Source organism: Corynebacterium sp. HMSC062E11 (assembly GCF_001811845.1).
In the GTDB taxonomy this organism is placed as follows: Bacteria; Actinomycetota; Actinomycetes; order Mycobacteriales; family Mycobacteriaceae; genus Corynebacterium; species Corynebacterium hesseae.
Map to the genome: position 1 here is coordinate 111,352 of NZ_KV806797.1, position 22,286 is coordinate 133,637.

18 protein-coding genes are annotated in these 22,286 nt (G+C 61.9%); 11 read left to right on the forward strand and 7 right to left on the reverse strand.

Going from position 1 to position 22,286, the window contains the following annotated elements:
* Positions 1-21 precede the first annotated feature (21 nt).
* On the forward strand, positions 22-708 hold the full coding sequence (locus tag HMPREF2822_RS07060; protein ID WP_070522880.1) for a DUF2334 domain-containing protein: 687 nt from the start codon (positions 22-24) through the stop codon (positions 706-708).
* Between the two features lie 705 nt (positions 709-1,413).
* On the opposite strand, the gene HMPREF2822_RS07065 is transcribed toward HMPREF2822_RS07060, so the two are convergent.
* Both HMPREF2822_RS07065 and HMPREF2822_RS07070 read right to left on the reverse strand, forming a co-directional pair.
* On the reverse strand, positions 1,414-1,830 hold the full coding sequence (locus tag HMPREF2822_RS07065) for a hypothetical protein (RefSeq protein WP_070522883.1): 417 nt from the start codon (positions 1,828-1,830) through the stop codon (positions 1,414-1,416).
* Between the two features lie 409 nt (positions 1,831-2,239).
* A complete protein-coding gene (locus HMPREF2822_RS07070) occupies positions 2,240-5,071 on the reverse strand; it encodes an ExeM/NucH family extracellular endonuclease (protein ID WP_070522886.1) in 2,832 nt (943 codons plus the stop codon).
* 231 nt (positions 5,072-5,302) lie between these two features.
* Between HMPREF2822_RS07070 and purS the strand changes: the two genes are divergently transcribed.
* The 4 genes from purS to HMPREF2822_RS07090 all read left to right on the forward strand — a co-directional run bounded on the left by purS (position 5,303) and on the right by HMPREF2822_RS07090 (position 9,335).
* Positions 5,303-5,533, forward strand: a complete 231-nt coding sequence (purS, locus tag HMPREF2822_RS07075; RefSeq protein ID WP_070522888.1) for a phosphoribosylformylglycinamidine synthase subunit PurS — start codon at positions 5,303-5,305, stop codon at positions 5,531-5,533.
* Positions 5,533-6,195 (forward strand): phosphoribosylformylglycinamidine synthase subunit PurQ, encoded by a 663-nt coding sequence (purQ, locus tag HMPREF2822_RS07080; RefSeq protein ID WP_070522890.1) that lies wholly within the window; start codon positions 5,533-5,535, stop codon positions 6,193-6,195. Before purS ends, purQ begins: the two co-directional genes overlap by 1 nt.
* 27 nt (positions 6,196-6,222) lie before the next feature.
* The gene (purL, locus tag HMPREF2822_RS07085; protein WP_070522892.1) at positions 6,223-8,520 is read left to right on the forward strand and encodes a phosphoribosylformylglycinamidine synthase subunit PurL; all 2,298 of its coding nucleotides are present in this window, start codon (positions 6,223-6,225) and stop codon (positions 8,518-8,520) included.
* A 128-nt stretch (positions 8,521-8,648) separates the two neighbouring features.
* Positions 8,649-9,335, forward strand: a complete 687-nt coding sequence (locus tag HMPREF2822_RS07090) for a DUF3800 domain-containing protein (RefSeq protein ID WP_070522896.1) — start codon at positions 8,649-8,651, stop codon at positions 9,333-9,335.
* A gap of 189 nt (positions 9,336-9,524) precedes the next feature.
* Here the strand turns inward: HMPREF2822_RS07090 and HMPREF2822_RS07095 are convergent, their stop codons facing one another.
* On the reverse strand, positions 9,525-10,562 hold the full coding sequence (locus HMPREF2822_RS07095; RefSeq protein WP_070522900.1) for an alpha/beta hydrolase: 1,038 nt from the start codon (positions 10,560-10,562) through the stop codon (positions 9,525-9,527).
* A gap of 290 nt (positions 10,563-10,852) precedes the next feature.
* Between HMPREF2822_RS07095 and HMPREF2822_RS07100 the strand changes: the two genes are divergently transcribed.
* Entirely contained in the window at positions 10,853-11,506 is a 654-nt protein-coding gene (locus HMPREF2822_RS07100) for a PAQR family membrane homeostasis protein TrhA (RefSeq protein WP_196189552.1), read from the forward strand.
* 43 nt (positions 11,507-11,549) lie between these two features.
* Here the strand turns inward: HMPREF2822_RS07100 and HMPREF2822_RS07105 are convergent, their stop codons facing one another.
* From HMPREF2822_RS07105 to HMPREF2822_RS07115, 3 genes are all read right to left on the reverse strand, one after another.
* Complete coding sequence (locus HMPREF2822_RS07105) at positions 11,550-12,191, reverse strand: DUF6891 domain-containing protein (protein ID WP_070522903.1); 642 nt, start codon at positions 12,189-12,191, stop codon at positions 11,550-11,552.
* A 95-nt stretch (positions 12,192-12,286) separates the two neighbouring features.
* Positions 12,287-14,371: an acyl-CoA dehydrogenase family protein gene (locus HMPREF2822_RS07110; RefSeq protein ID WP_070522906.1), complete on the reverse strand. Its 2,085-nt coding sequence runs from the start codon at positions 14,369-14,371 to the stop codon at positions 12,287-12,289.
* Positions 14,372-14,397: 26 nt separating this feature from the next.
* Positions 14,398-15,696: an acetyl-CoA C-acetyltransferase gene (locus tag HMPREF2822_RS07115; RefSeq protein ID WP_070522909.1), complete on the reverse strand. Its 1,299-nt coding sequence runs from the start codon at positions 15,694-15,696 to the stop codon at positions 14,398-14,400.
* A 187-nt stretch (positions 15,697-15,883) separates the two neighbouring features.
* Here HMPREF2822_RS07115 and HMPREF2822_RS07120 point away from each other — a divergent pair, with 187 nt between their 5' ends.
* Together HMPREF2822_RS07120 and HMPREF2822_RS07125 are read left to right on the forward strand one after the other, a co-directional pair.
* Complete coding sequence (locus tag HMPREF2822_RS07120; RefSeq protein ID WP_070522912.1) at positions 15,884-17,224, forward strand: 3-oxoacyl-ACP reductase; 1,341 nt, start codon at positions 15,884-15,886, stop codon at positions 17,222-17,224.
* The gene (locus HMPREF2822_RS07125) at positions 17,225-18,154 is read left to right on the forward strand and encodes a MaoC/PaaZ C-terminal domain-containing protein (RefSeq protein WP_070522915.1); all 930 of its coding nucleotides are present in this window, start codon (positions 17,225-17,227) and stop codon (positions 18,152-18,154) included.
* A gap of 38 nt (positions 18,155-18,192) precedes the next feature.
* Here HMPREF2822_RS07125 and HMPREF2822_RS07130 read toward each other — a convergent pair whose 3' ends face one another.
* Complete coding sequence (locus tag HMPREF2822_RS07130; protein WP_070522918.1) at positions 18,193-19,227, reverse strand: acyl-CoA thioesterase; 1,035 nt, start codon at positions 19,225-19,227, stop codon at positions 18,193-18,195.
* 33 nt (positions 19,228-19,260) lie between these two features.
* Between HMPREF2822_RS07130 and HMPREF2822_RS07135 the strand changes: the two genes are divergently transcribed.
* The 3 genes from HMPREF2822_RS07135 to purM are packed head-to-tail and all read left to right on the forward strand — an operon-like array spanning position 19,261 to position 22,260.
* Positions 19,261-19,665, forward strand: a complete 405-nt coding sequence (locus HMPREF2822_RS07135; RefSeq protein WP_070522921.1) for a sterol carrier family protein — start codon at positions 19,261-19,263, stop codon at positions 19,663-19,665.
* Between the two features lie 34 nt (positions 19,666-19,699).
* On the forward strand, positions 19,700-21,193 hold the full coding sequence (gene purF, locus HMPREF2822_RS07140; protein WP_198530965.1) for an amidophosphoribosyltransferase: 1,494 nt from the start codon (positions 19,700-19,702) through the stop codon (positions 21,191-21,193).
* A 14-nt stretch (positions 21,194-21,207) separates the two neighbouring features.
* Complete coding sequence (purM, locus tag HMPREF2822_RS07145) at positions 21,208-22,260, forward strand: phosphoribosylformylglycinamidine cyclo-ligase (RefSeq protein WP_070522927.1); 1,053 nt, start codon at positions 21,208-21,210, stop codon at positions 22,258-22,260.
* Positions 22,261-22,286: the final 26 nt, after the last annotated feature.

The window sequence follows — 22,286 nt, forward strand, 5'->3', positions numbered from 1 at the left end:
GGCTGTGCGATAATTTTCCTTATGCATGGCCACCTTCTGGTTTCGATTTCCAGTATTTTTGATGACACCCGAAGCCAAGCCTCTGATCTGCTCAAGCAGTTCGATAAAGCTGACGTTCCTGTCTCTTTGCTGGTGGCGCCGCACATCGACGGCAATTGGCACCTAGCTAAAGATGCGGCGACGCAATCCTGGCTTCGCGAGCAGGCCGAATCGGGCCGCGTGCTTATTCTCAATGGCTTTGACCAAGCGGTCCAGGGTCGCCGTGCGGAGTTCGCCAACCTGGATGCACACGAGGCACGTTTGCGCCTCAAGGGTGCGACGCGGCAGATGGCCAAGATCGGCTTTGAGCCGACCATCTTTGCGCCGCCGCGCTGGCGAATGTCGGAGGGAACACTAGAAGTCCTTCCCGAGTTTGATTTCGACTTCGCTGCCTCCACCCGTGGCATCCACGACCTTCGCACAGGCGAGCTCCACCAAGCCCGCAACCTGTCCTTTGGTGAGGGCTTCGGTTCGGCAAAGTGGTGGCGCCGCAACATCATCCGCGCTGCCGAGCGCTCCGCCCAGCGCGGAAACACCGTGCGCCTATCGATTTCCGGCCGCAACCTCGATGACCGTAAGGTAGTTGCTGATTTCCTTAAGGCCGCCGAGCGCGCCATGGCAGCAGGTGCCCGCCCCGCTGACTATTCCGTTTTCACGCACGCCGAATAGCCCACCAACCTCTTTTTCTTTGGGGTGTGGCCGAATTAGACGCGGTGTAGGTTTGTGAACCCGTCGGGTGTGCTGGCTGCGTGTTTCACGAGCGCAATCCCCGAATTGCGGTAGCGGACGTAGGTTTCAATTGCCCCACCCGCAATCGGAGCGAGAAAAGCCTCTCTTATGAGGGGCTTGACCTGGCTGAGCAGAGACGAACTTAGCGAGTATTCCGGTGTCGCGGGTCAGTGAGTAAGTGGCAGGAAGCTCCGTCAGTAATGCTGGCGGGTGTCCGGCTGCACTGTTTGCGGCGTCTAGCGCGTACTCGGTACTACATGGGGGGTGGAGGCGCCACGACTCGGTGGCGTTGCGTCAACTTCTACTTGGAAAAGCTAGTTCTTGTGGCTAACTTCAAACAGATCATCGCGATGTGCATTGAAGGTGATGGGGTCTTTACAGGTTTACAGCCAACTGCCCGTGTAAACACATGCAGATAAGCGTTTGGCGCTCTTGGGGCAGAGGTTTAAAAGCGTTCATTTGTTTGAAAATGATGTTTTGCTGCTGTCATTAAATGCGCCAGCTTCTCATACGGGCGCGTACGAAAGTACGGTTCCTTCTCGAATTAGGTGTGGTTCATTGAAAAGCGTGTGCCCCCGGGAGGTTTCCCTGGGGGCACGTGCGTGTTTCTCTTAGCTCTTTAGAACCAAGAAAGTTAGGGCCAATCTACTTAACAACAATCTTTACCATTACCGGCTCGTCATTCACGGTTACTTCCTGACTACCCTCGAGCGCTCGCGCGGAGGAAAGACTGGAAAGCCCTGAACAAGATGCGTTGATGGTATGCGAACCAGGTTCCAACGCGTAGAAGTACACGCCTTTGGCATTAGTCGTGTGTACCTTTTCCTGCGAAAGGCCAAGAAGCTTACATTCGCCTGCCGGGTTACCACTGGAGGTTACAACGCGAATCGTTGATTCTCCTGCATTAGGCTTGGACTGCCCATCGTTGGGGAGGCCTTGGCCGACACTGATTGCAACAACTAGGGAAATAATGCCCAGAACGGTACCAATGAGTCCGAGAAGGTTACTGGGGTTATTAATGAGAGCTTGAACCTGAGCTGGAACCGGGATCTGTGGTTGCATTGTTTTGGATCTCCTTAATGTCATTGAAGGTATTTAGCATGCTTGGGCTTATACGTAGGGCACTGTTTTCAGGGCAGCCGAGATCGCTGATGCCATGCGTGTGAATGCCGATGGCAGCGTTGTCTGTGGCATAGACCGGAGAACCGCTTTGTCCGCCTGTGGTGTCTAAGCTATAGCAAAGTCGAGTTTGGGTTCCTGGATGAAGGATTCCGAAGAGAGAACTTCATGAGTGTCCTTTGCAGGAGAGAGATGATTTGTGGGGTGAGCTGGGGTAAGTCCCTTTCACCTTGTAGTGAATTATGAGGCATCGAAAAGGAGCCTGCAACCGTCAGGCGGTTTGATGTTGCCTTGTGCTCCCCCCCAAAAAAGGGGAGGGGTGGCCTCTTGTTTCATCGGGTCCGGCTGGTCTCTATTCAGATTCGGTTGGGGCGCAGGCCGCGCCGATGATGCCAAGCGCAGCCAGCAGGCCGAGGCCACCGACGGCGTACTGAGCTTCGCGCGGGATGTTGCGGGTCATCGACTCAATCTGCTTCCGGACAGGCTCGAAGCCCGGGATGTTGAACTGCGTGTTGGCAAACCCAAGGAAGGCAACCGGAATGGCGAGGGCTGCGGGGATGGTGAGGCCGAGGGCAGTCGGCAGGCAGTGCTCGCCGGCAGAAGAACCGGAGCTGTGAGTTGGCTTGGTGTCAACCTTGTCGTCATCGTCGGTCTGATCCGGCTCCTCCGACGGAGCCGGCTCCTCAGACGGGTCCGGCTCGTCGGTCGTGGTGCAGTCCTTGAGCTGGTTATCGGTGCGCTTCACCGTCGCAAGGTTAAAGCCCACCTTGACCGGGTCGTGGTCGGAGGAGCGGTAGGGGTTATCGGCCTCGAAGACATCGCCGCCGGTGTAGTTGCGGCGGGAGTATTCCATGGCGATGGGCTCGTCAGAGTTGATGTTCCAGGTCTGCGCGGCCTGCGCGTCGACGTGCTCGTTGGCCAGGATGTGGTCCAGGGAGCCGAGGCGACCGGAGAACTGGTAGGAGGCCACGTTCTGCCAGTCCTCTTGCGCATTGAGCTCTTCCACCGGGATGGTGTAGCCCGCATTGCGGAAGACGGAAATGGCATCTTCCTTGGAGTAGGCGTTCAGGTCACCCATGACGAAGGTGGCTTTCTTCTGCCACTGGGGCTGCTTGGCCAGACCATCGAGGACGGCCTGGGCGTGAGCGTTGCGCACGTTGGGGTTGTTGCCCTGGCCGTCGCCGGTATCCGCATCACCGTTCGCCACAGAGCCCTTGGACTTGAAATGGTTGGTCACCACCACGAAGGAATCGGGGCCCTCAGCAGCACACCTATCGGAAACGGGCTGAAACTCCGCGGCGAGCGGGGTGCGAGCGGTGCCCTTGAAGCGGGCGTCCTCAAGCAAGGTGGCCTCACCCACCGGCTTAACGCGGTCCTTCTTGTAGATGATCGCGGTGCGGATGACGTCCGTATCGGCTGACGCGTTCGCCGGGGCCTTGACGTAGTCCCATTTCTCAGAACCCGCGCGGGAGTTGAGCTCACCCACGAGGTACTTCACGGCGTCATCGTAGGAGCCCCCCACGGTATTCGCGGCGTTCTCGATCTCAGACAGGCCAATGACATCGGCATCAAGGCCCTCCAGCGCGGTGAGGATCTTGCCCTTCTGGTCATTGAACGCGGACTCGGACCACGCACCGCGGAAGGTCCCGCTATCGGAGCCCACGCCGTTGCCAAAACGGTCCTTATACGCCTTCGCGCCGTTGTCCTCGCCCAAGTTGATGAAGAAGTTGAGCACGTTAAACGCCGCCACGGTGTAATCGCCGTCCACCTGCGGGGCCTCCGGACGGGCCGGGTCCCACGTAATCGGCAGGTCCGCGGCGGCAGAGTCACCGGTAATCATCGCGGTGGGTTGGAAGCGCCACTGCTCGTGACCGTAGCCCAGGATGACGCCGGAGTCCGCGAACTCTACCTGGTTGGTGGTGCGGATGGTCTTGACCTCCGAGCCGTTCTGCATGATGTAGGGCAGCTTCGTCGAGGCGCCATCACGGGAGAAGTCGCGGGTGGAGCCGTCGTCCAAAATGACGTACTTTGCCGCGTTAGCGGCTTCCATGTCCTTTTGTTCCTGGCTGCCCGGGGAGACGATGTCGGTGGGCTGACGCAGAGCCTCGGTGCCTGGAGCCAAGCCGAGCTCGCCGTAGCGGTTGAGACCGTAATTGTCGGTCACGGTGTGCACGCCAGGCTTGAGCAGCATGGACTCGAGCTTCTCCCGCTCCTCATCGCCTTCCGGAAGGGCATCGATGGCGAGCGGGGTGACGGCGGGGAGGGCGTCGTCAAGCGTGGAGCCGGCGCTCAGGGCAATCTGGGTCTGCCCAAAGTACTCATCAACGGTGCCGGTGACCTCGACGGAATCCCCGATGGCCGGGTAGAAGCCGGTGCCACCGGTGTAGACGAAGACGGCCTCGGAGGCCTCGGTCGGCGCGGTCTGGCCCGTGCCCGGGGTCTGGATGGTGAAGCCGTTGAGGGACTTCTCACCCTGCCACACCGCGGTAACCACACCTTGGGTGGTGACGTTCTGGCCCTTGAGCGGGGACTCCGCGCCAGTGCCCTGGATCTCCGGGATGGTGACGGCGGAACCCGGCTCGGCTGGGGTGGGGTCTGGGTCCGACACATTTGCGCGGCCGGCAGACTTCGGCGTCGGCGCTGCAGCGCTGAAGTCTGCGGCATTGTCGTCGGTGTCGGAGCCCTCGGCGTCGCGCTGCGCGGAGGTGGAGTTGTCCAGTGCCTGGGCGGGGGAGCCCTCGCTTATCGACGCCTCCCCGTACCCCACGATGTCCACCTCGGCCCCGGAGGCGTCGTAAAGCTTGACCGAGCCTTTGGAGCCGGACAGGTTCAGGTTCCCCTCTACATCAGGGGAAGGAAGCGGCTCCCCGGTGTCGCCGCCACCTTCCTGGATGAGGAAGTAGCCCCCAGCCGGGAGGGAGCCGGATAGCTCGTGCTTTCCGCCTGAGTTGCCAGAAGCGGATAGGTACTCCACGGACCAGCCAGTGAGGTCGAGGTCAGCGGAGGTGGGGTTATAAAGCTCGATGAAATCCTTAGTAAACGCCGCCCCCTTGTTGCCGCCGCCACCGTAGACCTCAGAGATAACGGCGTTGGAGCCGTCCGCCGCCGCACCGGCCTGAGGTGCGACGATGCAGGTAGAGACAAGAGCAGCGATGGCGAGTGAGCCAATGCCTTTGAGATGCATGAGAGGTTCCTTGGATAGGTGAGAACAGGACAATGCATCTCGTTCTACCCGGGTTTCGCACCGAGTGATACCGGAGCGCACTAGGTGAGCTGGGGGTTAAGGTGGGATTCCCCAAGAATTCTTCAGCCGTTTGGTTTGAATTCATCACCCCCCAAAGATTCCGAATCTTTCTTGCCGGCGGGATAGACTGGCGGGGCACCTATACTCACGCACAGTAAGGCAAAAATTTTCATGGCTCGTGTAGTTGTCAATGTCATGCCCAAGGCCGAGATCTTGGACCCGCAAGGTCAGGCCGTTGTTCGCGCGCTGGGCCGCCTGGGGGTTGCTGGTGTCAGCGACGTGCGCCAGGGCAAGCGCTTTGAAATTGAAGTCGATGATTCGGTCAGCACCGAGGAGCTGGAGAAGGTTGCTTCCACCCTGCTGGCCAACACCGTGATCGAGGACTACGAGGTCATCCAGTAATGAAGATCGGCGTTATTACCTTCCCCGGCACGCTTGACGACGTCGACGCGGCCCGCGCCGCCCGCACCGCCGGCGCCGAAGTCGTGTCCCTGTGGCATGCGGACGAGGACCTGCGCGGCGTCGATGCCGTCGTGGTTCCCGGCGGTTTTTCCTACGGTGACTACCTGCGCTCCGGCGCGATTTCGGCGCTCGCCCCGGTGATGCGCGCGGTCGTCGATGCCGCTAACAAGGGCATGCCGGTGCTCGGCATCTGCAACGGCTTCCAGATTCTGACGGAGGCTGGCCTGCTGCCCGGCGCCCTGACCCGCAACCAGGGCCTGCATTTCCACTGCGTGGATACCTACCTCGAGGTGGAGAACGCACAGACCTCCTGGACCAGCGAGTTTGAGCAGGGGCAGCGCATCCTCATCCCGGCGAAGCACGGCGAAGGCCGTTTCCAGGCGGATGCGGAGACCGTGGAGCGCTTGGAGGGCGAGGGCCGCGTGGTCTTCCGCTATACCGATAACTTCAACGGCTCCATCAACGGCATTGCCGGCATCACCAACGAGGCCGGCAACGTGGTGGGGCTGATGCCGCACCCGGAGCATGCCATCGATCTTCTCACCGGCCCGTCCACCGACGGTCTGGGTTTGTTTGTGTCCGCCCTCAAGGTCGTCGCTTAACCCGCGCCGACGGTTAAAGGAGAAACAATGACCGTACACAACGACACCGTCGAGCAGGCGGCCGCGCAGCCTGAGCTGGACCAGCCCTACCGCGAATTGGGCCTGAAGGATGACGAATACGCGCACATTCGCGAGATTCTGGGCCGCCGCCCGACCGACGCCGAGCTGACCATGTACTCGGTGATGTGGTCGGAGCACTGCTCTTATAAGTCCTCCAAGACGCACCTGCGCTACTTCGGCGAAACCATGACCGAGGAGATGGGCTCCAAGATCCTCGCCGGCATTGGTGAGAACGCCGGTGTGGTGGACATCGGAGACGGCAACGCGGTGACCTTCCGCGTGGAAAGCCACAACCACCCCTCCTACGTGGAGCCGCACCAGGGTGCCGCGACGGGCGTGGGCGGCATCGTCCGCGACATCATGGCCATGGGCGCGCGCCCGATTGCCGTGATGGATCAGCTGCGCTTCGGCCCGGCGGATGCGCCCGACACCAAGCGCGTGCTGCCCGGTGTTGTCGACGGCATTTCGCACTACGGTAACTGCTTGGGCTTGCCCAACATTGGCGGCGAAACCGTTTTTGATGAATCTTATGCTGGTAACCCGCTGGTCAACGCGCTATGCGTGGGCACGCTGAAGGTCGAGGACCTTAAGCTGGCCTTCGCTTCTGGTACCGGAAACAAGGTGATGCTCTTTGGCTCGCGCACCGGCCTCGACGGTATCGGTGGCGTGTCCGTGCTGGCGTCTGACACCTTCGAGGATGGCGCGGAGCGCAAGCTGCCAGCCGTTCAGGTGGGTGACCCGTTCGCGGAGAAGGTTCTCATCGAGTGCTGCCTGGAGCTGTACAAGTCCGGCATCGTGGTGGGCATCCAGGACTTGGGCGGTGCGGGCTTGGCCTGCGCCACCTCCGAGCTGGCTGCGTCCGGCGACGGCGGCATGGAGATCAACCTGGACAACGTCCCGCTGCGTGCGAAGAACATGACCGCAGCAGAGATCCTCGCTTCCGAGTCCCAGGAGCGCATGTGCGCCGTGGTGACCCCGGAGAACGTGGAGAAGTTCAAGGAGATCTGCGCGCACTGGGACGTCACCTGCGCCGAGATCGGTGAGGTCACCACCGGCAAGCACCTCATCATTCGCCACCAGGGCGAGGTCGTCGTCGATGCCCCGGCACACACCATCGCCAACGAGGGCCCGGTGTACGACCGCCCGTACGCACGCCCGGAGTGGCAGGATGCGCTGCAAGAATTCGAGGGCGTCGAAAAGCAGGACATCACTGTGGCGCTCAAGAAGCTCGTGGCCTCCCCGGCACTGTGTTCACGTGATTTCATCACTGAGCAGTATGACCGCTACGTACGCGGCAACACCGTGCAGTCCCACCACGCGAACGCTGGTGTTCTGCGCATTGATGAGGAGACCGGCCGCGGTATCGCGGTGTCGGCTGACGCGTCTGGCCGCTACACCAAGCTGGACCCGAACATGGGCGCACGCCTGGCTCTGGCGGAGGCCTACCGCAACGTCGCCGTCACCGGCGCCCGCCCGGTCGCCATCACCAACTGCCTCAACTATGGCTCCCCGGAAAACCCGGACGTCATGTGGCAGTTCCGCGAGTCCGTGCACGGGCTTGCCGACGGCGCCGTGGAACTCGGCATCCCCGTCTCCGGTGGCAACGTCTCCTTCTACAACCAGACCGGCGAGGAGCCGATCTTGCCGACGCCCGTCGTGGGCGTCCTGGGCGTCATCGATGACGTCCACGCGTCCATTGGCAACGAACTCGGCCTCGTGGAGGAACCGGAGGTGCTCGTTCTGCTGGGTGAGACCAAGGATGAGTTCGGCGGTTCCATCTGGCAGCAGGTGAGCGCTCATGAGCAGGGCCATGAGGCGAAGAACGGGCTCAACGGCTTGCCGCCGCAGGTCGACCTGGCTAATGAGCAGCGCCTCGCTGACTTCTTCGTGGGCAACGAAGGTCTGACCGCCGCTCACGATATCTCCGAAGGTGGCCTCGCCGTCACCGCATTCGAGATGGCCAAGCGCAGCGGCGTGGGCCTGAACCTGGATCTGTCCAAGGTCCACGAGGACGCCTTCGTGGCTGCCTTCTCCGAGTCCGCTTCCCGCGTGCTCGTGGCAACGACCGCTGACCGCGTCGACATGCTGCTGCACCGCGCTGAGGAGTGCGGTGTGCCGGCCGTCATCATCGGCCAGACCACCGATAACGGCGAGTTTGAGCTCGGCGGCGAGTCCATTGCTGTCTCCGAGCTTCGTGAGGCCTGGGCAGCAACCCTGCCGGACCTCTTCGGCCACGCGGTGGGCGCCAACTCCGTCGTGGAGTAGACCTCACGCACAGTACTGCAACCGGGCAGGGTTCTCGCCAAGGCGAGGCCCTGCCCGCACTGTCTAATTGCTCCAATCAGCGTTGTAGACTATTAGTAATAGCTGCGTACGGGGGCCGGGGAACAGAGATGGAAGACGTGAAGAGAAAAAGAACTTTGTATGTTTTTCTCGATGAGTCGGGGGATATGCAGTTTGGTGCAAAAGCCTCCACGCACTTCCTAATCACAGCATTTTGCACTTTCAATCCAGCAGGCACTGCGATAGGACTGCAAGCGCTGAAGTATGAACTTATGGCAGCGGGGAGTAAAGACCTTGAGTTTCATGCAACAGAAAATTCGAAGGGAACGCGAAAGCGGGTAATAGACCGAATTAATGAGCTTGATCGGTGCCGTGTCCACACGATCTGGGTGGATAAGCGAATGACGCATCCGACTTACCAGTCTCCACCGCAGCTTTTAGGGCTCTTTGCTGGTGCAATGGGGAAGTGGATTAATGCGGTGTGGGGAGACTCAGAGGTAAGCGACGTAATCTTAATTTTCGACTCGGTTCTTACTGGCAAGGAAAGATCGGCATTTGAAAAGAGGATAAAGCCTCTGTTGAAAGGCCTACAGCTAAAGTTCCGTGTGCTCTTTCATCCAGTAAAACAGGATTTGAACGGTCAGATTGCTGACTACTTTTCTTGGTCCTGGTTTCAGAAAATGGAACGAGGCAAGGGACAGTACGTTCAAGCACTTTCGCAGCGGCACAATTGGGATCAATTCAATATGTTTTCGGCGGGAAAGACCTATTACTGGAGTGGCCCGGTCCGAAAATAAGCGACCGCCCCACCTACCGGCGTAAGCCGGAAAGCCTTCAGGGGCTCTTTCAGTGGGGCGGAACCTTTCGCCTTGAGTTTAGACCTTCATCGTGTGGGGAGGCAAGGGAGCTATTAGGAAATGCCGAAGGCAGGAGCGAGGGGCCGGCCCCGCCCGCCGTGAGGCGGCAACCTCCTAGGAACCAACCAATTAAGCGCCGATGGTGCGGGCGATGGTCTGGTCCCAGCTCAGCTTCATCTGGTGGGAGAAGAGGTTGAAGGTGTGCGAGCCCTGGGGGCTGAAGTAACGGTTCACTCGCACCCCGGCATTGCGGGCGTTGCGGGTGAATTCCTCTGAGCACTGGTTAGCAACCGTCTCTACCGCGCGGGGTCCGAGCCATTGGCCGGGGTTATTGGTCCCATCGATGGGACCCGGGGTGCCGGAGGCCGAGCCCACGAAGACCTCGACGTCGCGCAGGCGCCCAGGGTTGGCGTTGGGGTCGTGCTCGAACCACTGCGGGGAGCCCGGCAGGCCCCACGCATTGAAGGAGGATCCGCCGCCATAGGCGATCATCGCGGTGGAGGTGGGGAAGCCAATCGCACCGGAGCGCACCGGGCAGCCGGAGTAGGAGGCTGCTGCTTTGTAGCGCTGTGGGGCGTGGCCGGCGATGTCGAGTGCGGCGCCGCCCGTGGAAGAAATGCCGCCGATGGCATCGCGGCCGGTGCCGTGGAATTCGGCGTCGATCAGCGGGGGCAACTCAGCGGTCATGTATGTGTTCCACTTGTTGACACCCAGGATGGGGTCCTCGGCATTCCAATCGGTGTAGAGGGAATAGGCGCCGCCGAGCGGCATAACGACGTTGACGTTCTTGCCCACGGCCCAATTGCGGATATCAGAGTGGGTCATCCAGTTCATGCCGGCCTGGCCGCCTTCCACTCCGGGCAGCAGGTAGAAGGAGGGGCGCGGCTTATCGCCCTCGGGGAGCAGGACGTTATTAGAAATCACCGCACGGTTGGCAGGGGACCACACGTCTACCACCCAGTGGTTGCCACCCATGTGGCGCTTTGAGGTAATGAAGGCCTTGTCACCGAGCCAGGGCTGCGGGTTGGTCACGCGCGAGGAAACCTCGCCGATGGTGCTGGACTGTGCGGAAGCGGAGCCGACGCCTGCCGACGCCGCCCCCAGCGCCACCATGGCAGCTGCGAACAGCGCCGCGGTGCGGCGAGAGCGTGAGACAAAGGAAAGCATAATGTGGGTAGTTTACGTGGCCAGCGCCCTCGAACTGCAAATATTGGAAGAAAAACTGGTGAAAACTGTTGCTCCACCCTTGTCTGCCACAATGCTCGTCCGTATAGTTACGGGTACGTAAGTTTTGGGAGTGAATGCGTTATACGCATGACCCGCATCTCAGGCAAGGCAAGGCCCCCACTATGAACGCACCCAGTGCTCAGAAATCGTCCCCGCAAGAATTTCCAGTTGAAGAAGGCTCTGTGCAGGAAAGCAGCACGATAGAGCAGCTCATCCAGCGAACGTACTGGATGGCGGACCGCGGCCCGCGCCCATTAACGCGCGGCTGGGGGCACTTCTTTGCGGCCATTGCCTCCCTGATCGCATCGACGGTTCTGATTACCTTTGCGTGGATGACGCTGCCGTGGTGGCAGGGGCTCGCGGTGACGGTCTACGGCGTCGGCGTGGTGGGCCTCTTTACGGTCTCGGCGTTGTACCACCGCTGGCCGTGGGTGTCTATGCGTGCGGTGCAATGGTGGCGGCGTGCTGACCATGCGACGATTTCGGTGTTTATCGCGGCGACCTACACGCCCTTGTGCGCCATCGTGCTGGAGCCAACGCAGGCGTTATGGATGCTGACCTCGGCGTGGGTGGGCGCCATCATGGGCGTCATCTTGAATCTGGTGTGGATTAATCACCCACGCTGGCTGGACGTGGTGGTTTACCTCGTGCTGGGCTGGCTCATCCTGCCGCTATTGCCGAACCTGTGGCAGTCCGCAGGACCGGCTGTGGTGTGGCTTCTCTTTGCCGGCGGCGTGGTCTATTCAGTGGGTGCGTTGATGTACGGCTTCAAGTGGCCGGGGCGCAACGCGCGCTGGTATGGCTACCACGAGCACTTCCACACCGCGACGATTGCCGCGGCGGTGGTGCACATGGTAGCCATCTGGATGGTTGTTGCGGGCTAGCCGAATACGGGGGCTAGCTTCACGGAATTTATGGGGATGGAGCTTATTCAGCGTCGGTGAGGTCCTCCGCGAGGGGGAATTCGACGACTAGGCCTTGGCACAGCACGCGTGCGTTAGGGTTGCCATCCCACGTGGGATTAAAGCCAACCGCACGCAGCGCTTCGACGAGTAGCTCGCCAACGGCCACAGGTGTGCTGAGCTCGGCATCGGTTCTCATGGTGCCGAAACCAAAGAAGAGGTCTCCGGTGTGGATTAACCTGTCGACGTCCTGCATGTGGCAATAAACATATCCTGCGGCACCGTCTTCTTCCGCCTTTTCGGCGCCGCATTCAGCGCCGTCGGAGGCGTCCCAGCCCTCGTCGAAGCTGAAGGCTAGGTTGCGCTGTTGCAGCTCATCACGGAGGGCGTCGAGGCGCTGTGCGTCTGCGGACTTCTCTGTGACCTTCTGTGCGTACTTAGCGGCAACTTCGTCAATGATGGAATCGAAATCTTCCGGGAAGGGATCCGTGCGCACTGTCGTCCACTCGGAAGGATCGTCGAGAAGCTCAATAAAGTCGTTGTGAATGTCCTGGCGTGAATGGCCGTGGCACAGATGCAGCGAGATGTCGTTGCGAAGGGTTCCGGAGACCAAGATGTCTTCGGAAGGCGGGAAGGAACTGGAGAACATGGAGTGTGGTGTGGTCATGCCTGTGGATGGTAGATGCGTGATGCTGACAGTCGTTGAAAGCAGGGAGGGCACCCCGCCAGGTGGCGGAGGTGACCTCGAGATGCGTGGCGTGACTAGACGTGGAGCGGATCCACACCGGCCTCGGTGAGCATCGGGATGTTGTGTACCTCAGGCGGAACGCCGAAGGCATCCACGAGAACGACGGACCATGGTGCGAGCGAATCGACGAGGTCGTTGATAGCAGCGCGGGCGGCCTTCATGCGGCCGGCCGGAATCAGGTTGTGCTCCTGGTACCAGCCCGCGTGCTGAACCAAGGTGTCGAAGACGAAGAGGTGGCGCAGCTGCTCGAAGACCTGGCGTGCCAGCGAACCTTCCTCAAGGCGCTCTTCTGCCTCAATCATGGCCTGGACCAACAAGGTATCCACGCGGGCCCAGCCGGCGGCGATGAGGTGATCCTGGCACTGATCCACGATGGCGGCGGCCTGCACCTTATCGGCCTTGCGAGCCGGCTGGATGCGGCGCACGAGGGAGAAGAGGATGGACTGGGCGCGATCGTCGATCAGCTTGGCCTGGTAGGTGGCGTCGAAAAGCGAGGCCTCTGAAGGATTCACGCGGTCCACCAGGCCTTGCAGGCGAGTAGTGAACCCGTAGCGGCGGCGAACCACATCGGTGGCGGTGGTAGCCGCGTACTTCACGGTGTCCCACGGGCTCATGTCATTCATCGCGCGACCATAGGCGGTGAGCAGGTTCTTGCCCACCATCTGAATGAGCACAGTGTTATCGCCCTCGAAGGTAGCGAAGACATCGGAATCGGCGCGGTAGGTGGTCAGGCGGTTCTCGGACATGTAGCCGGCGCCACCGCAGGCCTCGCGGCACTCTTGGATAGTGCGGGTGGCGTGCTGGGTCTGCGCGGATTTGATGGCAGCTGCCAGGGATTCCATCTCACGGGAGGCAAACTTCTGCTCTTCGGTCGGCTCCGTCACAGACCAGGTGCCAGCCTCGTGCTGATCGTTTTGCTCCTGGTAGCGCTCCAGAATTTGGTTGTAGAGCAGGTGCAGCGCGTATGTACGGGCCAGCGGAATGAGCAGGCGGCGGCGGTGCTGGCGGTGCTCAATGAGGCGCTTCTCGGCGCCGGTCGCGCCCTCGAACTGACGACGGCGGTTGGCGTAGCGGATGGCGATGTCCAGGGAAGCCTCGGTGGCGGCGCCCGCTGCGCCGGATACGCCGATGCGGCCGCGGATGAGAGTGCCCAGCATGGTGAAGAAGCGAGCATTCTTGGACTCGATGGGGGAGGAGTACTTGCCCTTCTCGTCCACATCGGCGAAGCGGTTGAGTAGGTTCTCGCGCGGCACGCGGACGTTGTCGAAGCGCAGGGTGCCATTATCGACGCCTACCAAACCACCCTTGTGGCCATGATCGCCCAAGGCAACGCCCGGCAGTTCGTTGCCTTCCTCGTCGCGGATGGGGACGATGATGGCGTGGACGCCGTGGGAGCGGCCGTCGCTATCCGGGGTGATGAGCTGGGTGAAGACGACTGCGGCGCGGCCATCCTTGGCGGCGTTACCGATGTAGTTCTTCACCGCGGAATCGGAGGGGGTGTTGATGATGAACTCATCGGTCTCCGGGTCGAAGGTGGCGGTGGTCTCGAGGGATTGCACATCGGAACCATGGCCGCGCTCAGTCATGGCGAAACAGCCCGGCAACTCCAGGCTGGCGGCCTTCTCAACCCACTCGAGGTGGCGCTCGGTGCCTAGCTGATCCAGCGCTCCACCCCACAGGCCCCATTGCACACCGGACTTAATCGCCAGCGAACCGTCGACCCACGCCAAGCCTTCGAGGGTGAAGGTGGAGAGATTTGGCTTGCCGGCACCGCCGTGCGCGCGGCGCAGGCCGTGGTTGAATCCGCCGAAGTCACGAACCTTGGAGAGGTTCTCAAAGGTGTGTTGGCGCTGCTCCGCCATGGGCAGATCCGGGTTCGGGAAGAGCGAAGGATCGTTGAGGAAGGTGCGCAGCTCCTGGCGGAAGGCGGCGTGGGGGCCGTCGAGAAGCGCGGCAAGTTCGGTGGCAACAGCAGGCTTCGGGGTGGTCGGCAGGCGGTGTGGGCTGCGGGCTTCGGCCTTGGGGGCGTCGGTGGAGGCCTGGTTGTTGAGCTCCGGGGAGATGGACTTTTTGTCAGCGGAAGACTTGGTCAGTGGCATGAGTGGTCCTTTCTGGGAGGCTTTTCTTAACGTTCGACGATGGCTGCGACGCCTTGGCCGCCGGCGGCGCAGATGGAAATGAGGGCCCGTCCGCCGCCGTTTTCTTCGAGAATCTTGGCGGTGGTGGCGAGGATTCGGGTGCCGGTGGCGGCGAAGGGGTGGCCGGCGGCCAGGGAGGAGCCCTTGACGTTGAGTTTGGTGCGGTCGATGGGGCCTAGTGCGGACTGCAATCCGAGGCGTTCGCGGCAGTAGGTCTCGTCCTCCCATGCGGACAAGGTGGCCAAGACCTGGGAGGCGAAGGCCTCGTGGACCTCGTAGAAATCGAAATCTTGCAGGCTTAAGTTGTTGCGCTCGAGCAGGCGCGGAACCGCGTAGGTGGGGGCCATGAGTAGGCCGTCGGGGCCGTGGACAAAGTCGACGGCCGCGGTCTCTGAGTCCACGAGGAAGGCGCGGGGCTCGATGTTGTGCTCGGCCGCCCATTCCTCGGAGCTGAGGAGGGCGACGGAGGCGCCGTCGGTCAGCGGCGTGGAATTGCCTGCGGTCATCGTGGCCTGCGTGCCGTGTTGCTCGGCATCGCGCTTGCCGAAGACCGGCTTGAGCTTGGCCAAGGACTCCAGGGAGGAATCCGGGCGCAGGTTGGTATCGCGGTTGACGCCGAGGAAGCCCGTAGTGAGGTCATCAAAGAAGCCCTCCTCCCAAGCCTTGTGGAGGTTCTGGTGGGAGGCGAGCGCCAACTCATCCTGGGCCTCGCGGCTGATGTTCAATTCGCGGGCGGTGATGGCGGCGTGATCACCCATGGAGAGTCCGGTGCGCGGCTCACCGTTCTGCGGCTGTTCCGGGGCCAGCTGCGAGGGACGGATAGAGCCGATGAGCTGGGCGCGCTGCGCAGCGGTCTTGGCGCGGGTGAGGTTGAGCAGCGTACGGCGCAGCGTGTCATTGACGGCCAGCGGGGCATCCGAGGTGGTGTCCGTTCCGCCCGCGATGCCGGTGGAGATTCGGCCTTGGGCAATGGCATCACCGACGTGGATAGCTGCCGCAAGAGAAGTGCAGCAGGCCTGTTGTACATCGATGGCGGGGGTCGTGGAGTCGAGGGCGGAGCCTAGAACGACCTCGCGGGTGAGGTTGAAATCGCGGGAGTGCTTGAGCACAGCGCCGGCGGCGACGAGGCCGAGACGTTCGTCGTGAAGCCCGTAGCGTGCGACGAGTCCATCCAGCGCACTGGTGAGCATGTCTTGGTTGGACGCGTGGGCGTACTGCTTATTGGAACGAGCAAATGGGATGCGGTTGCCACCCAGGATGGCTACGCGGTGCGGGGGGTTGGTCATTAAAAAGCTCCTTCGCGAGTGGTCTCGTGCGAATCATCCCAGCGGGAGGGGGGTAGCAACCCGGCTGTTCGTTTCGCGTCACAACTAAAGTGATATTGTTAGTTCTATCACTCAATTAACTAACCTTGCAACCAGCTCAACAAAGCTCGCAAGGTTGTGAAGAATCGAGAAAGGAACATGCCAGCCTATGCCGAACGTCACAATTGCTGAGAAGCTCATCAACTCACCGCTCGCCGCCAAAGCAGGAGTACCCCAAGGTCATCCCCTGCGCCGCCACAAGGCTGGGGAACCAGCGCTCGATGGCCCCATCGTCATTGGCGGCCAGGGGCGCATCGCTGAGTTTCTGAGTTCTCAGCTAGCCGTGGACTACCAGGTCATCAATGCTTCCGCGGAGGCGAAGCGGGCCGCCCTCGTCTTCGACGCCACCGGCCTGGAGACCCCAGAGCAGCTGCGTGAGCTCTATGACTTCTTCAACCCGCAGATGCGCAACCTTCTGCCGTGCGCGCGCTTGGTGGTCATCGGTACCACCCCGGAAGCTGCGGACACTATCGACGCCCGCATTGCCGCCCGCGCACTCGAAGGGTTCACCCGTTCCCTGGCCAAGGAAATGCGCAAGGGCGGCACCGTGAACTTGGTCTGGGCAGACCCCGCTGCCACCGCAGAGGTGGAGTCCACGCTCCGCTTCTTCCTGTCTGGGAAGTCGGCCTTCGTGGACGGGCAGGTTGTGCGCGTCAGTGCCCAGGGACACGATTCTCCGGCGGCCAATGGCGAAGCGCAGAACTGGGAGCAGCCGCTCGACGGGCGGCTGGCGGTGGTGACCGGTGCTGCCCGTGGCATCGGCGCCACCATTGCTGAGGTGCTGGCGCGCGATGGTGCGAGCGTCATCTGCATCGACGTCCCGCAGGCCAGCGAGCACTTGGCCAAGACCGCGAACAAGGTCAAGGGCACCGCGCTGCCTCTCGACGTCACCGACCCCCAAGCCGCAGACAAGATTGCCCAGCACGCGCAGGAGCGCCACGGCCGAGCCATTGACGTCATCGTCCACAACGCCGGAATTACCCGTGACAAGCTGCTGGCCAACATGAATGAAGGCCAGTGGGACTCTGTTCTTGCCGTTAACCTCTTGGCGCCGGTTCGCATTACCGAAAGCCTCTTGGAATCCGGTTCCCTCGCCCCGGGTGCCGCTGTGATTGGTGTGTCCTCCATGGCTGGCATTTCCGGCAACCGCGGCCAAACCAACTACGCCACAACCAAGGCCGGCATCATTGGCCTCGTTGATTCCTTGCGCTCAGTGTTGGCGGAGAACGGCTCCACCATCAACGCCGTGGCGCCGGGCTTTATTGAAACCGCCATGACCGCGGCGATGCCGACCGGGCCGCGCGAGATCGGCCGCCGCCTGAACTCACTGCAACAGGGCGGTTTGCCTGTCGACGTCGCGGAGACCGTCGCCTTCTTCGCCTCGCCGGCCTCCGCGGCGGTGAGCGGCAACACCGTCCGCGTCTGCGGTCAGAACCTCATGGGAGCCTAAATGAACGTCACCACACTCAACGAGATTCCGGACCTTCCCGCCCTGTACCGCAGCCTCATGCTGGGTGCGGTCCCCATCCCCGGGCTGGGGGCGGGCAAGCGCAAGGTTGAGGACCCGCAGACCGCGTACCGCGTCGACAGCGTAGGCGTCGACACCGAGCACCTGGCTCGCTACTGCCAGGCCACGGGCCTGCGTCTGAGTAACGAGCTGCCCGCTACCTATCTCTACGCGCTGGCCTTCCCGCTTGCCATCAAGGTCATGGCAGCACCGGACTTTCCGTTCCCAGCCGTGGGCGTGGTGCATCTGTCCAACCGCATCGAGCAGAAACGCCCGCTGCGCGTCGACGAGCGCTGTGACATCGCCGTGCACGCGGAAAACCTGCGCCCGCACCGCAAAGGGTTGGTCATCGATATGGTGACCACGTACAGCGTTGGCGGCGAGGAGATCTGGCGCCAGACATCAGTCTTCCTAGGCCAGGGGGCGAAGTTCACCAAGGACACCCCGCGACAAGTGAGAACACGTCCGGAGGCTGAGCGCTTCCTCGACTTCCCCGGCGATGAGGCGGGAACGCCTGCGGCAACGCTGCGCTTTAGCCCCGAAAGTACCCGCGTCTATGCCGCGGCATCGGGGGATAAGAACCCCATTCACGTGTCTGCGGTGGGTGCCAAACTCTTCGGATTCCCCGCGCCCATCGCGCACGGCATGTACACGCACGCTCGCATGCTGTCGGTGCTCGACGGCACCCTCCCCGGTGCTGTGCGCATCAGCGCGGACTTCTACAAGCCCGTCATCCTTCCGGCGACCACGGGAGTTTACGTAGCGCCCGGCGGCACCACGGACAGCGGTGGTGAAGCCCGCACCGTCACCTTGCGCAAGGCCAAGGACCCAAGCTCCCTCCACGTGGCGTGCCGGGTTGAGCCTCTACAGTAGGCGCGGCCCAGTGGATGAGCCTCGGGCTCATCCTTTTGTTAATCCACGTGCTGGTGCTTTGGTGCCACCACCAGTGGCTTCGGGGAGTATTTGCCGCGCAGTCCGCGAAGGATGCCGGCGTGCTCCCAGAGGCGCTTGTCTTCCTCGGTGCGGGGAGTGAATTGGCGGGCAGCTAGCGGCTGCCAGTCAGCGTCCATCGCCATGTAGGAGACGGTGGCGTGGATGGCGGTCTCCAGTTTTTCGCGGCCGCCGCGCGGGTTGCCTGAGCGCACGTGGACGGACATCTGCATCGAGCGGGTATCCGTGCGCATCATGCGGGCATCCACCTCGATGAGATCTCCAATGTGGATTGGCCGGTAGAAGCGGATTCCGCCGGCATAGACCGCGACGGTGTGCTCGCCGGACCACTCCATGGTGCAGGCAGCGCCCGCCTCATCAATCCATTCCATGGCGGTGCCGCCGTGGACGTTGCCGCCCCAGTTGACGTCGGTGGGCTTGGCCAAGAAGCGGTTGACCATGCGGGGAGCGTCGGACGGGCCGTCATAAGTCTGCTTTTCCATCTCCGCTTCGATGGCTTTGCGCAGCTCGATGCGGGACTCTGCAGCCTCCCATACGCGCTGGTGCTCAGTGGAATCCGGAACGAGCGGCGGAACGGCCATCGACTTTCCGGTCTCAGTGTCCTTGGCCACGAAGATGACGAGGCAGTCGCAGGCGCGTGTGAAGATGCCATCGCGCGGGTCAGCGGAGAGCACTTCGTTGACGATGTGCATGGAGGACCGCCCGGTCATCGCGATGCGCGAGCGTACCTCTACCAAGTGGCCCGAAGGGATCGGGCGCGTGAAGTGAATGTGGCCCACGTAGGCCGTCACGCAGTAGGTACCGGACCATTGAACCGCGCACGCATAGGCGGCCTTATCGATCCATTCCAAAACACGCCCGCCGCCGATGCCTTGGGCGCCGGCGATGGTGAGATCTGTCGGGGCGGCCATAAACCGCAGCGTGATGGAGGGGGACTTCCCAGTCGGGACAGGCTTCTTTTCTTCCGAGGAGCTTGGTGGCATGGTTGGTGACATGGATAACAAAGTATCAGGGAGTGTGCATAGCGTATGAAAAAGGCCGTTGATGCCGCCACCACCCGTGCCGCCGTCGAAGCGGTGGCGGAGTGGATCCGTGACCCTGAGAGGACCGAAAAACCAGGTCGCTCTGCTCTGGCGAAGGCCACCCGCACAACAGCCCGCCTGGTGGAGGCGGACGCGCCGGGACATTCCGTGGAGTTGCGGGTCCCCCCATTCGTGGCAGTCCAGTGCATCGCCGGTCCCCGCCATACCCGGGGTACCCCTCCGAATGTGGTGGAGATGGATCCCCTGACATGGCTGCAGCTGGCAACGGGAGTCATTGGCTGGGAGCAGGCGCTTAACGCCGGCCGCGTGGACGCCTCCGGATCCCGCTCCCACGACATTGCAGCCTGTTTGCCCGTGATTCCGTTAGTTTTCACAGGCCCAAACAGCTAGGATTGGCGCCGTGGTAGCTGAACACGTCCAGAGCATGACTAAGCCCTTGTCGACGGATCCCAGCCTGGATCCGGAACCCCGCGAAGAATGCGGAGTTTTCGGTGTTTGGGCACCAGGAGAAGAGGTTTCGAAGCTAACCTACTTCGGGCTTTTCGCCCTCCAACACCGCGGACAGGAGGCCGCCGGTATCGCGGTGGGCGATGATGATCGCATCGTCGTCTTTAAGGATATGGGCCTTGTCTCCAATGTCTTCGATGAATCAATCCTGAGCTCGCTGCATGGAAACGTGGCCGTCGGCCACACGCGTTATTCCACTGCAGGCGGCAAGGAATGGTCGAATGTGCAGCCGATGTTTGGGACGTCCCCCAGCGGTGTTGACATCGCGCTTGGCCACAACGGAAACCTAGTAAATTACCTGGAGCTGCGCGCAGAGGCCGTGCAGCGCGGGCTGATTAAGCCACAGGAAGAGTCCGTCTCGGATTCCATGTGCTTGTCCATCTTGTTGGCGGACGGCGTCAACGAGGACAACACCGTCTTTGATTCGGCCCTGCACTTGTTGCCTACCGTAAAAGGTGCCTTCTGCCTCACCTTCACTGACGGGCACACCCTGTATGCGGCGCGTGACCCACATGGCGTGCGCCCGCTTGCCCTGGGCAGGCTCAACACGGGCTGGGTGGTAGCCAGCGAGACCTGTGCGCTCGACATCGTCGGCGCGCAGTTTATCCGGGAGATCGAACCGGGCGAGCTCGTTGCCATCGATGAGACCGGAATCCGCTCCGAGCGCTTCGCCGAGACCAAGCGCCATGGTTGCGTCTTCGAATACGTCTACCTAGCGCGGCCCGATACGAATATCAAGGGCCGTTCTGTCAACGCCACGCGCGTGGAAATTGGGCGTCGTCTAGCGCGCCAGTACCCGGCACCCGATGCGGACATGGTGATCCCCGTTCCCGAGTCTGGCAACCCGGCTGCCGTCGGTTATGCTCGCGAATCCGGGCTGACCTTCGCGCACGGCTTGGTGAAGAACTCTTATGTGGGCCGCACCTTCATCCAGCCCACGCAGTCCCAGCGCCAGATGGGTATTCGCCTCAAGCTTAACCCGCTGCGGGAGGTCATTGAAGGCAAGTCCATCGTCGTGGTGGATGATTCAATCGTGCGTGGTAACACGCAGCGCGCGCTGATCCGGATGTTGCGGGAAGCCGGTGCTGCCGAAGTCCACGTGCGCATCGCCTCCCCGCCGGTGAAGTGGCCGTGCTTCTACGGCATCGACTTCGCCTCCCCGGGCGAGCTCATTGCCAACGCCAACCCTTCCGATGATCCGGAAGAGGTAGCACAGACCATCTGCACCGCGATTGGTGCGGATTCGCTGGGATTTGTCTCCACCGATGAGATGGTGGCGGCTACTCAACAGCCGCGCAACGAACTGTGCTGCGCATGTTTCGACGGTAAGTACCCACTCGGACTGCCTGCCGGAAACCCCAATGCTGAGGCCGTGCGCACCCTGCAGGGCTCGACGACAACTAACGAATAAGGACTAAGTCACTCATGAGCGAGAACACGTATGCTGCCGCCGGCGTCAACATTGAGGAAGGCGACCGCGCAGTAGAGCTAATCACCCCCCACGCCAAGCGCGCCACCCGCCCCGAGGTTATGGGCGGGCTCGGCGGATTTGCCGGCCTATTCAAGCTGGGGGAGTACAAGGAACCGGTCCTTGCGGCTGGCTCTGATGGCGTAGGCACCAAGCTGGCTGTGGCCCAGGCCATGGACAAGCACGACACCATCGGCATCGACCTCGTTGCCATGTGCGTGGATGATCTTGTCGTGTGCGGCGCTGAGCCGCTCTTCCTGCAGGACTACATCGCCGTGGGCGAGGTAGTGCCGGAAAAGGTAGCAGAGATTGTCAAGGGCATTGCTGAGGGCTGCGTCCAGGCTGGTGCAGCGCTCCTCGGCGGCGAGACCGCCGAGCACCCAGGGGTGATGGGCAAGGATGAATACGATGTCTCCGCTACTGCGGTTGGCGTTGTAGAGGCTGATGAGCTGCTCGGCCCGGATAAGGTGCGCGAAGGCGACGTTCTCATCGCCATGAAGTCCTCCGGCTTGCACTCCAACGGTTACTCCTTGGCACGCTACGTGCTCCTGGAGCAGGCGGGTCTGCCGCTCGACGGCTACATGGAAGACCTAGGCCGCACCCTCGGCGAGGAACTTCTGGAGCCTACCCGCATCTACGCCAAGGACTGCCTGGCGCTGACATCGGAGTGTGCGGTGTCTACCTTCTGCCACGTCACCGGAGGCGGCCTTGCCGGCAACCTGGAGCGCGTCATCCCGGAGGGCCTGAGCGCTGAGGTGAGCCGCTCGACGTGGACTCCGGGCCAGATTTTCAAGACCATTTCTTCGGTGGGCAAGGTTGCCCTCGAGGAGATGGAGAAGACCTTCAACATGGGCGTTGGCATGATCGCCGTCGTTGCGCCGGAGGACCGCGAGCGAGCATTGGCTATGATGACCGCCCGCCACGTGGAGGCGTGGGAACTGGGCACCGTTCGTGCTGCCGAAGAGGGCGAGCCGCGCGTTGTCATGACCGGCGAGCACCCAGGGTTCTAAGTCCTGAGAAAAGGAACAAGGCCGGA

Excerpts from the sequence above, each read along its gene's own strand:
- HMPREF2822_RS07060 (WP_070522880.1), top strand. The coding sequence starts at position 22 with ATGCATGGCCACCTTCTGGTTTCGATTTCCAGTATTTTTGATGACACC.
- HMPREF2822_RS07065 (WP_070522883.1), bottom strand. The coding sequence starts at position 1,830 with ATGCAACCACAGATCCCGGTTCCAGCTCAGGTTCAAGCTCTCATTAAT.
- HMPREF2822_RS07070 (WP_070522886.1), bottom strand. The coding sequence starts at position 5,071 with ATGCATCTCAAAGGCATTGGCTCACTCGCCATCGCTGCTCTTGTCTCT.
- purS (WP_070522888.1), top strand. The coding sequence starts at position 5,303 with ATGGCTCGTGTAGTTGTCAATGTCATGCCCAAGGCCGAGATCTTGGAC.
- purQ (WP_070522890.1), top strand. The coding sequence starts at position 5,533 with ATGAAGATCGGCGTTATTACCTTCCCCGGCACGCTTGACGACGTCGAC.
- purL (WP_070522892.1), top strand. The coding sequence starts at position 6,223 with ATGACCGTACACAACGACACCGTCGAGCAGGCGGCCGCGCAGCCTGAG.
- HMPREF2822_RS07090 (WP_070522896.1), top strand. The coding sequence starts at position 8,649 with ATGGAAGACGTGAAGAGAAAAAGAACTTTGTATGTTTTTCTCGATGAG.
- HMPREF2822_RS07095 (WP_070522900.1), bottom strand. The coding sequence starts at position 10,562 with ATGCTTTCCTTTGTCTCACGCTCTCGCCGCACCGCGGCGCTGTTCGCA.
- HMPREF2822_RS07100 (WP_196189552.1), top strand. The coding sequence starts at position 10,853 with ATGGCGGACCGCGGCCCGCGCCCATTAACGCGCGGCTGGGGGCACTTC.
- HMPREF2822_RS07105 (WP_070522903.1), bottom strand. The coding sequence starts at position 12,191 with ATGACCACACCACACTCCATGTTCTCCAGTTCCTTCCCGCCTTCCGAA.
- HMPREF2822_RS07110 (WP_070522906.1), bottom strand. The coding sequence starts at position 14,371 with ATGCCACTGACCAAGTCTTCCGCTGACAAAAAGTCCATCTCCCCGGAG.
- HMPREF2822_RS07115 (WP_070522909.1), bottom strand. The coding sequence starts at position 15,696 with ATGACCAACCCCCCGCACCGCGTAGCCATCCTGGGTGGCAACCGCATC.
- HMPREF2822_RS07120 (WP_070522912.1), top strand. The coding sequence starts at position 15,884 with ATGCCGAACGTCACAATTGCTGAGAAGCTCATCAACTCACCGCTCGCC.
- HMPREF2822_RS07125 (WP_070522915.1), top strand. The coding sequence starts at position 17,225 with ATGAACGTCACCACACTCAACGAGATTCCGGACCTTCCCGCCCTGTAC.
- HMPREF2822_RS07130 (WP_070522918.1), bottom strand. The coding sequence starts at position 19,227 with ATGTCACCAACCATGCCACCAAGCTCCTCGGAAGAAAAGAAGCCTGTC.
- HMPREF2822_RS07135 (WP_070522921.1), top strand. The coding sequence starts at position 19,261 with ATGAAAAAGGCCGTTGATGCCGCCACCACCCGTGCCGCCGTCGAAGCG.
- purF (WP_198530965.1), top strand. The coding sequence starts at position 19,700 with ATGACTAAGCCCTTGTCGACGGATCCCAGCCTGGATCCGGAACCCCGC.
- purM (WP_070522927.1), top strand. The coding sequence starts at position 21,208 with ATGAGCGAGAACACGTATGCTGCCGCCGGCGTCAACATTGAGGAAGGC.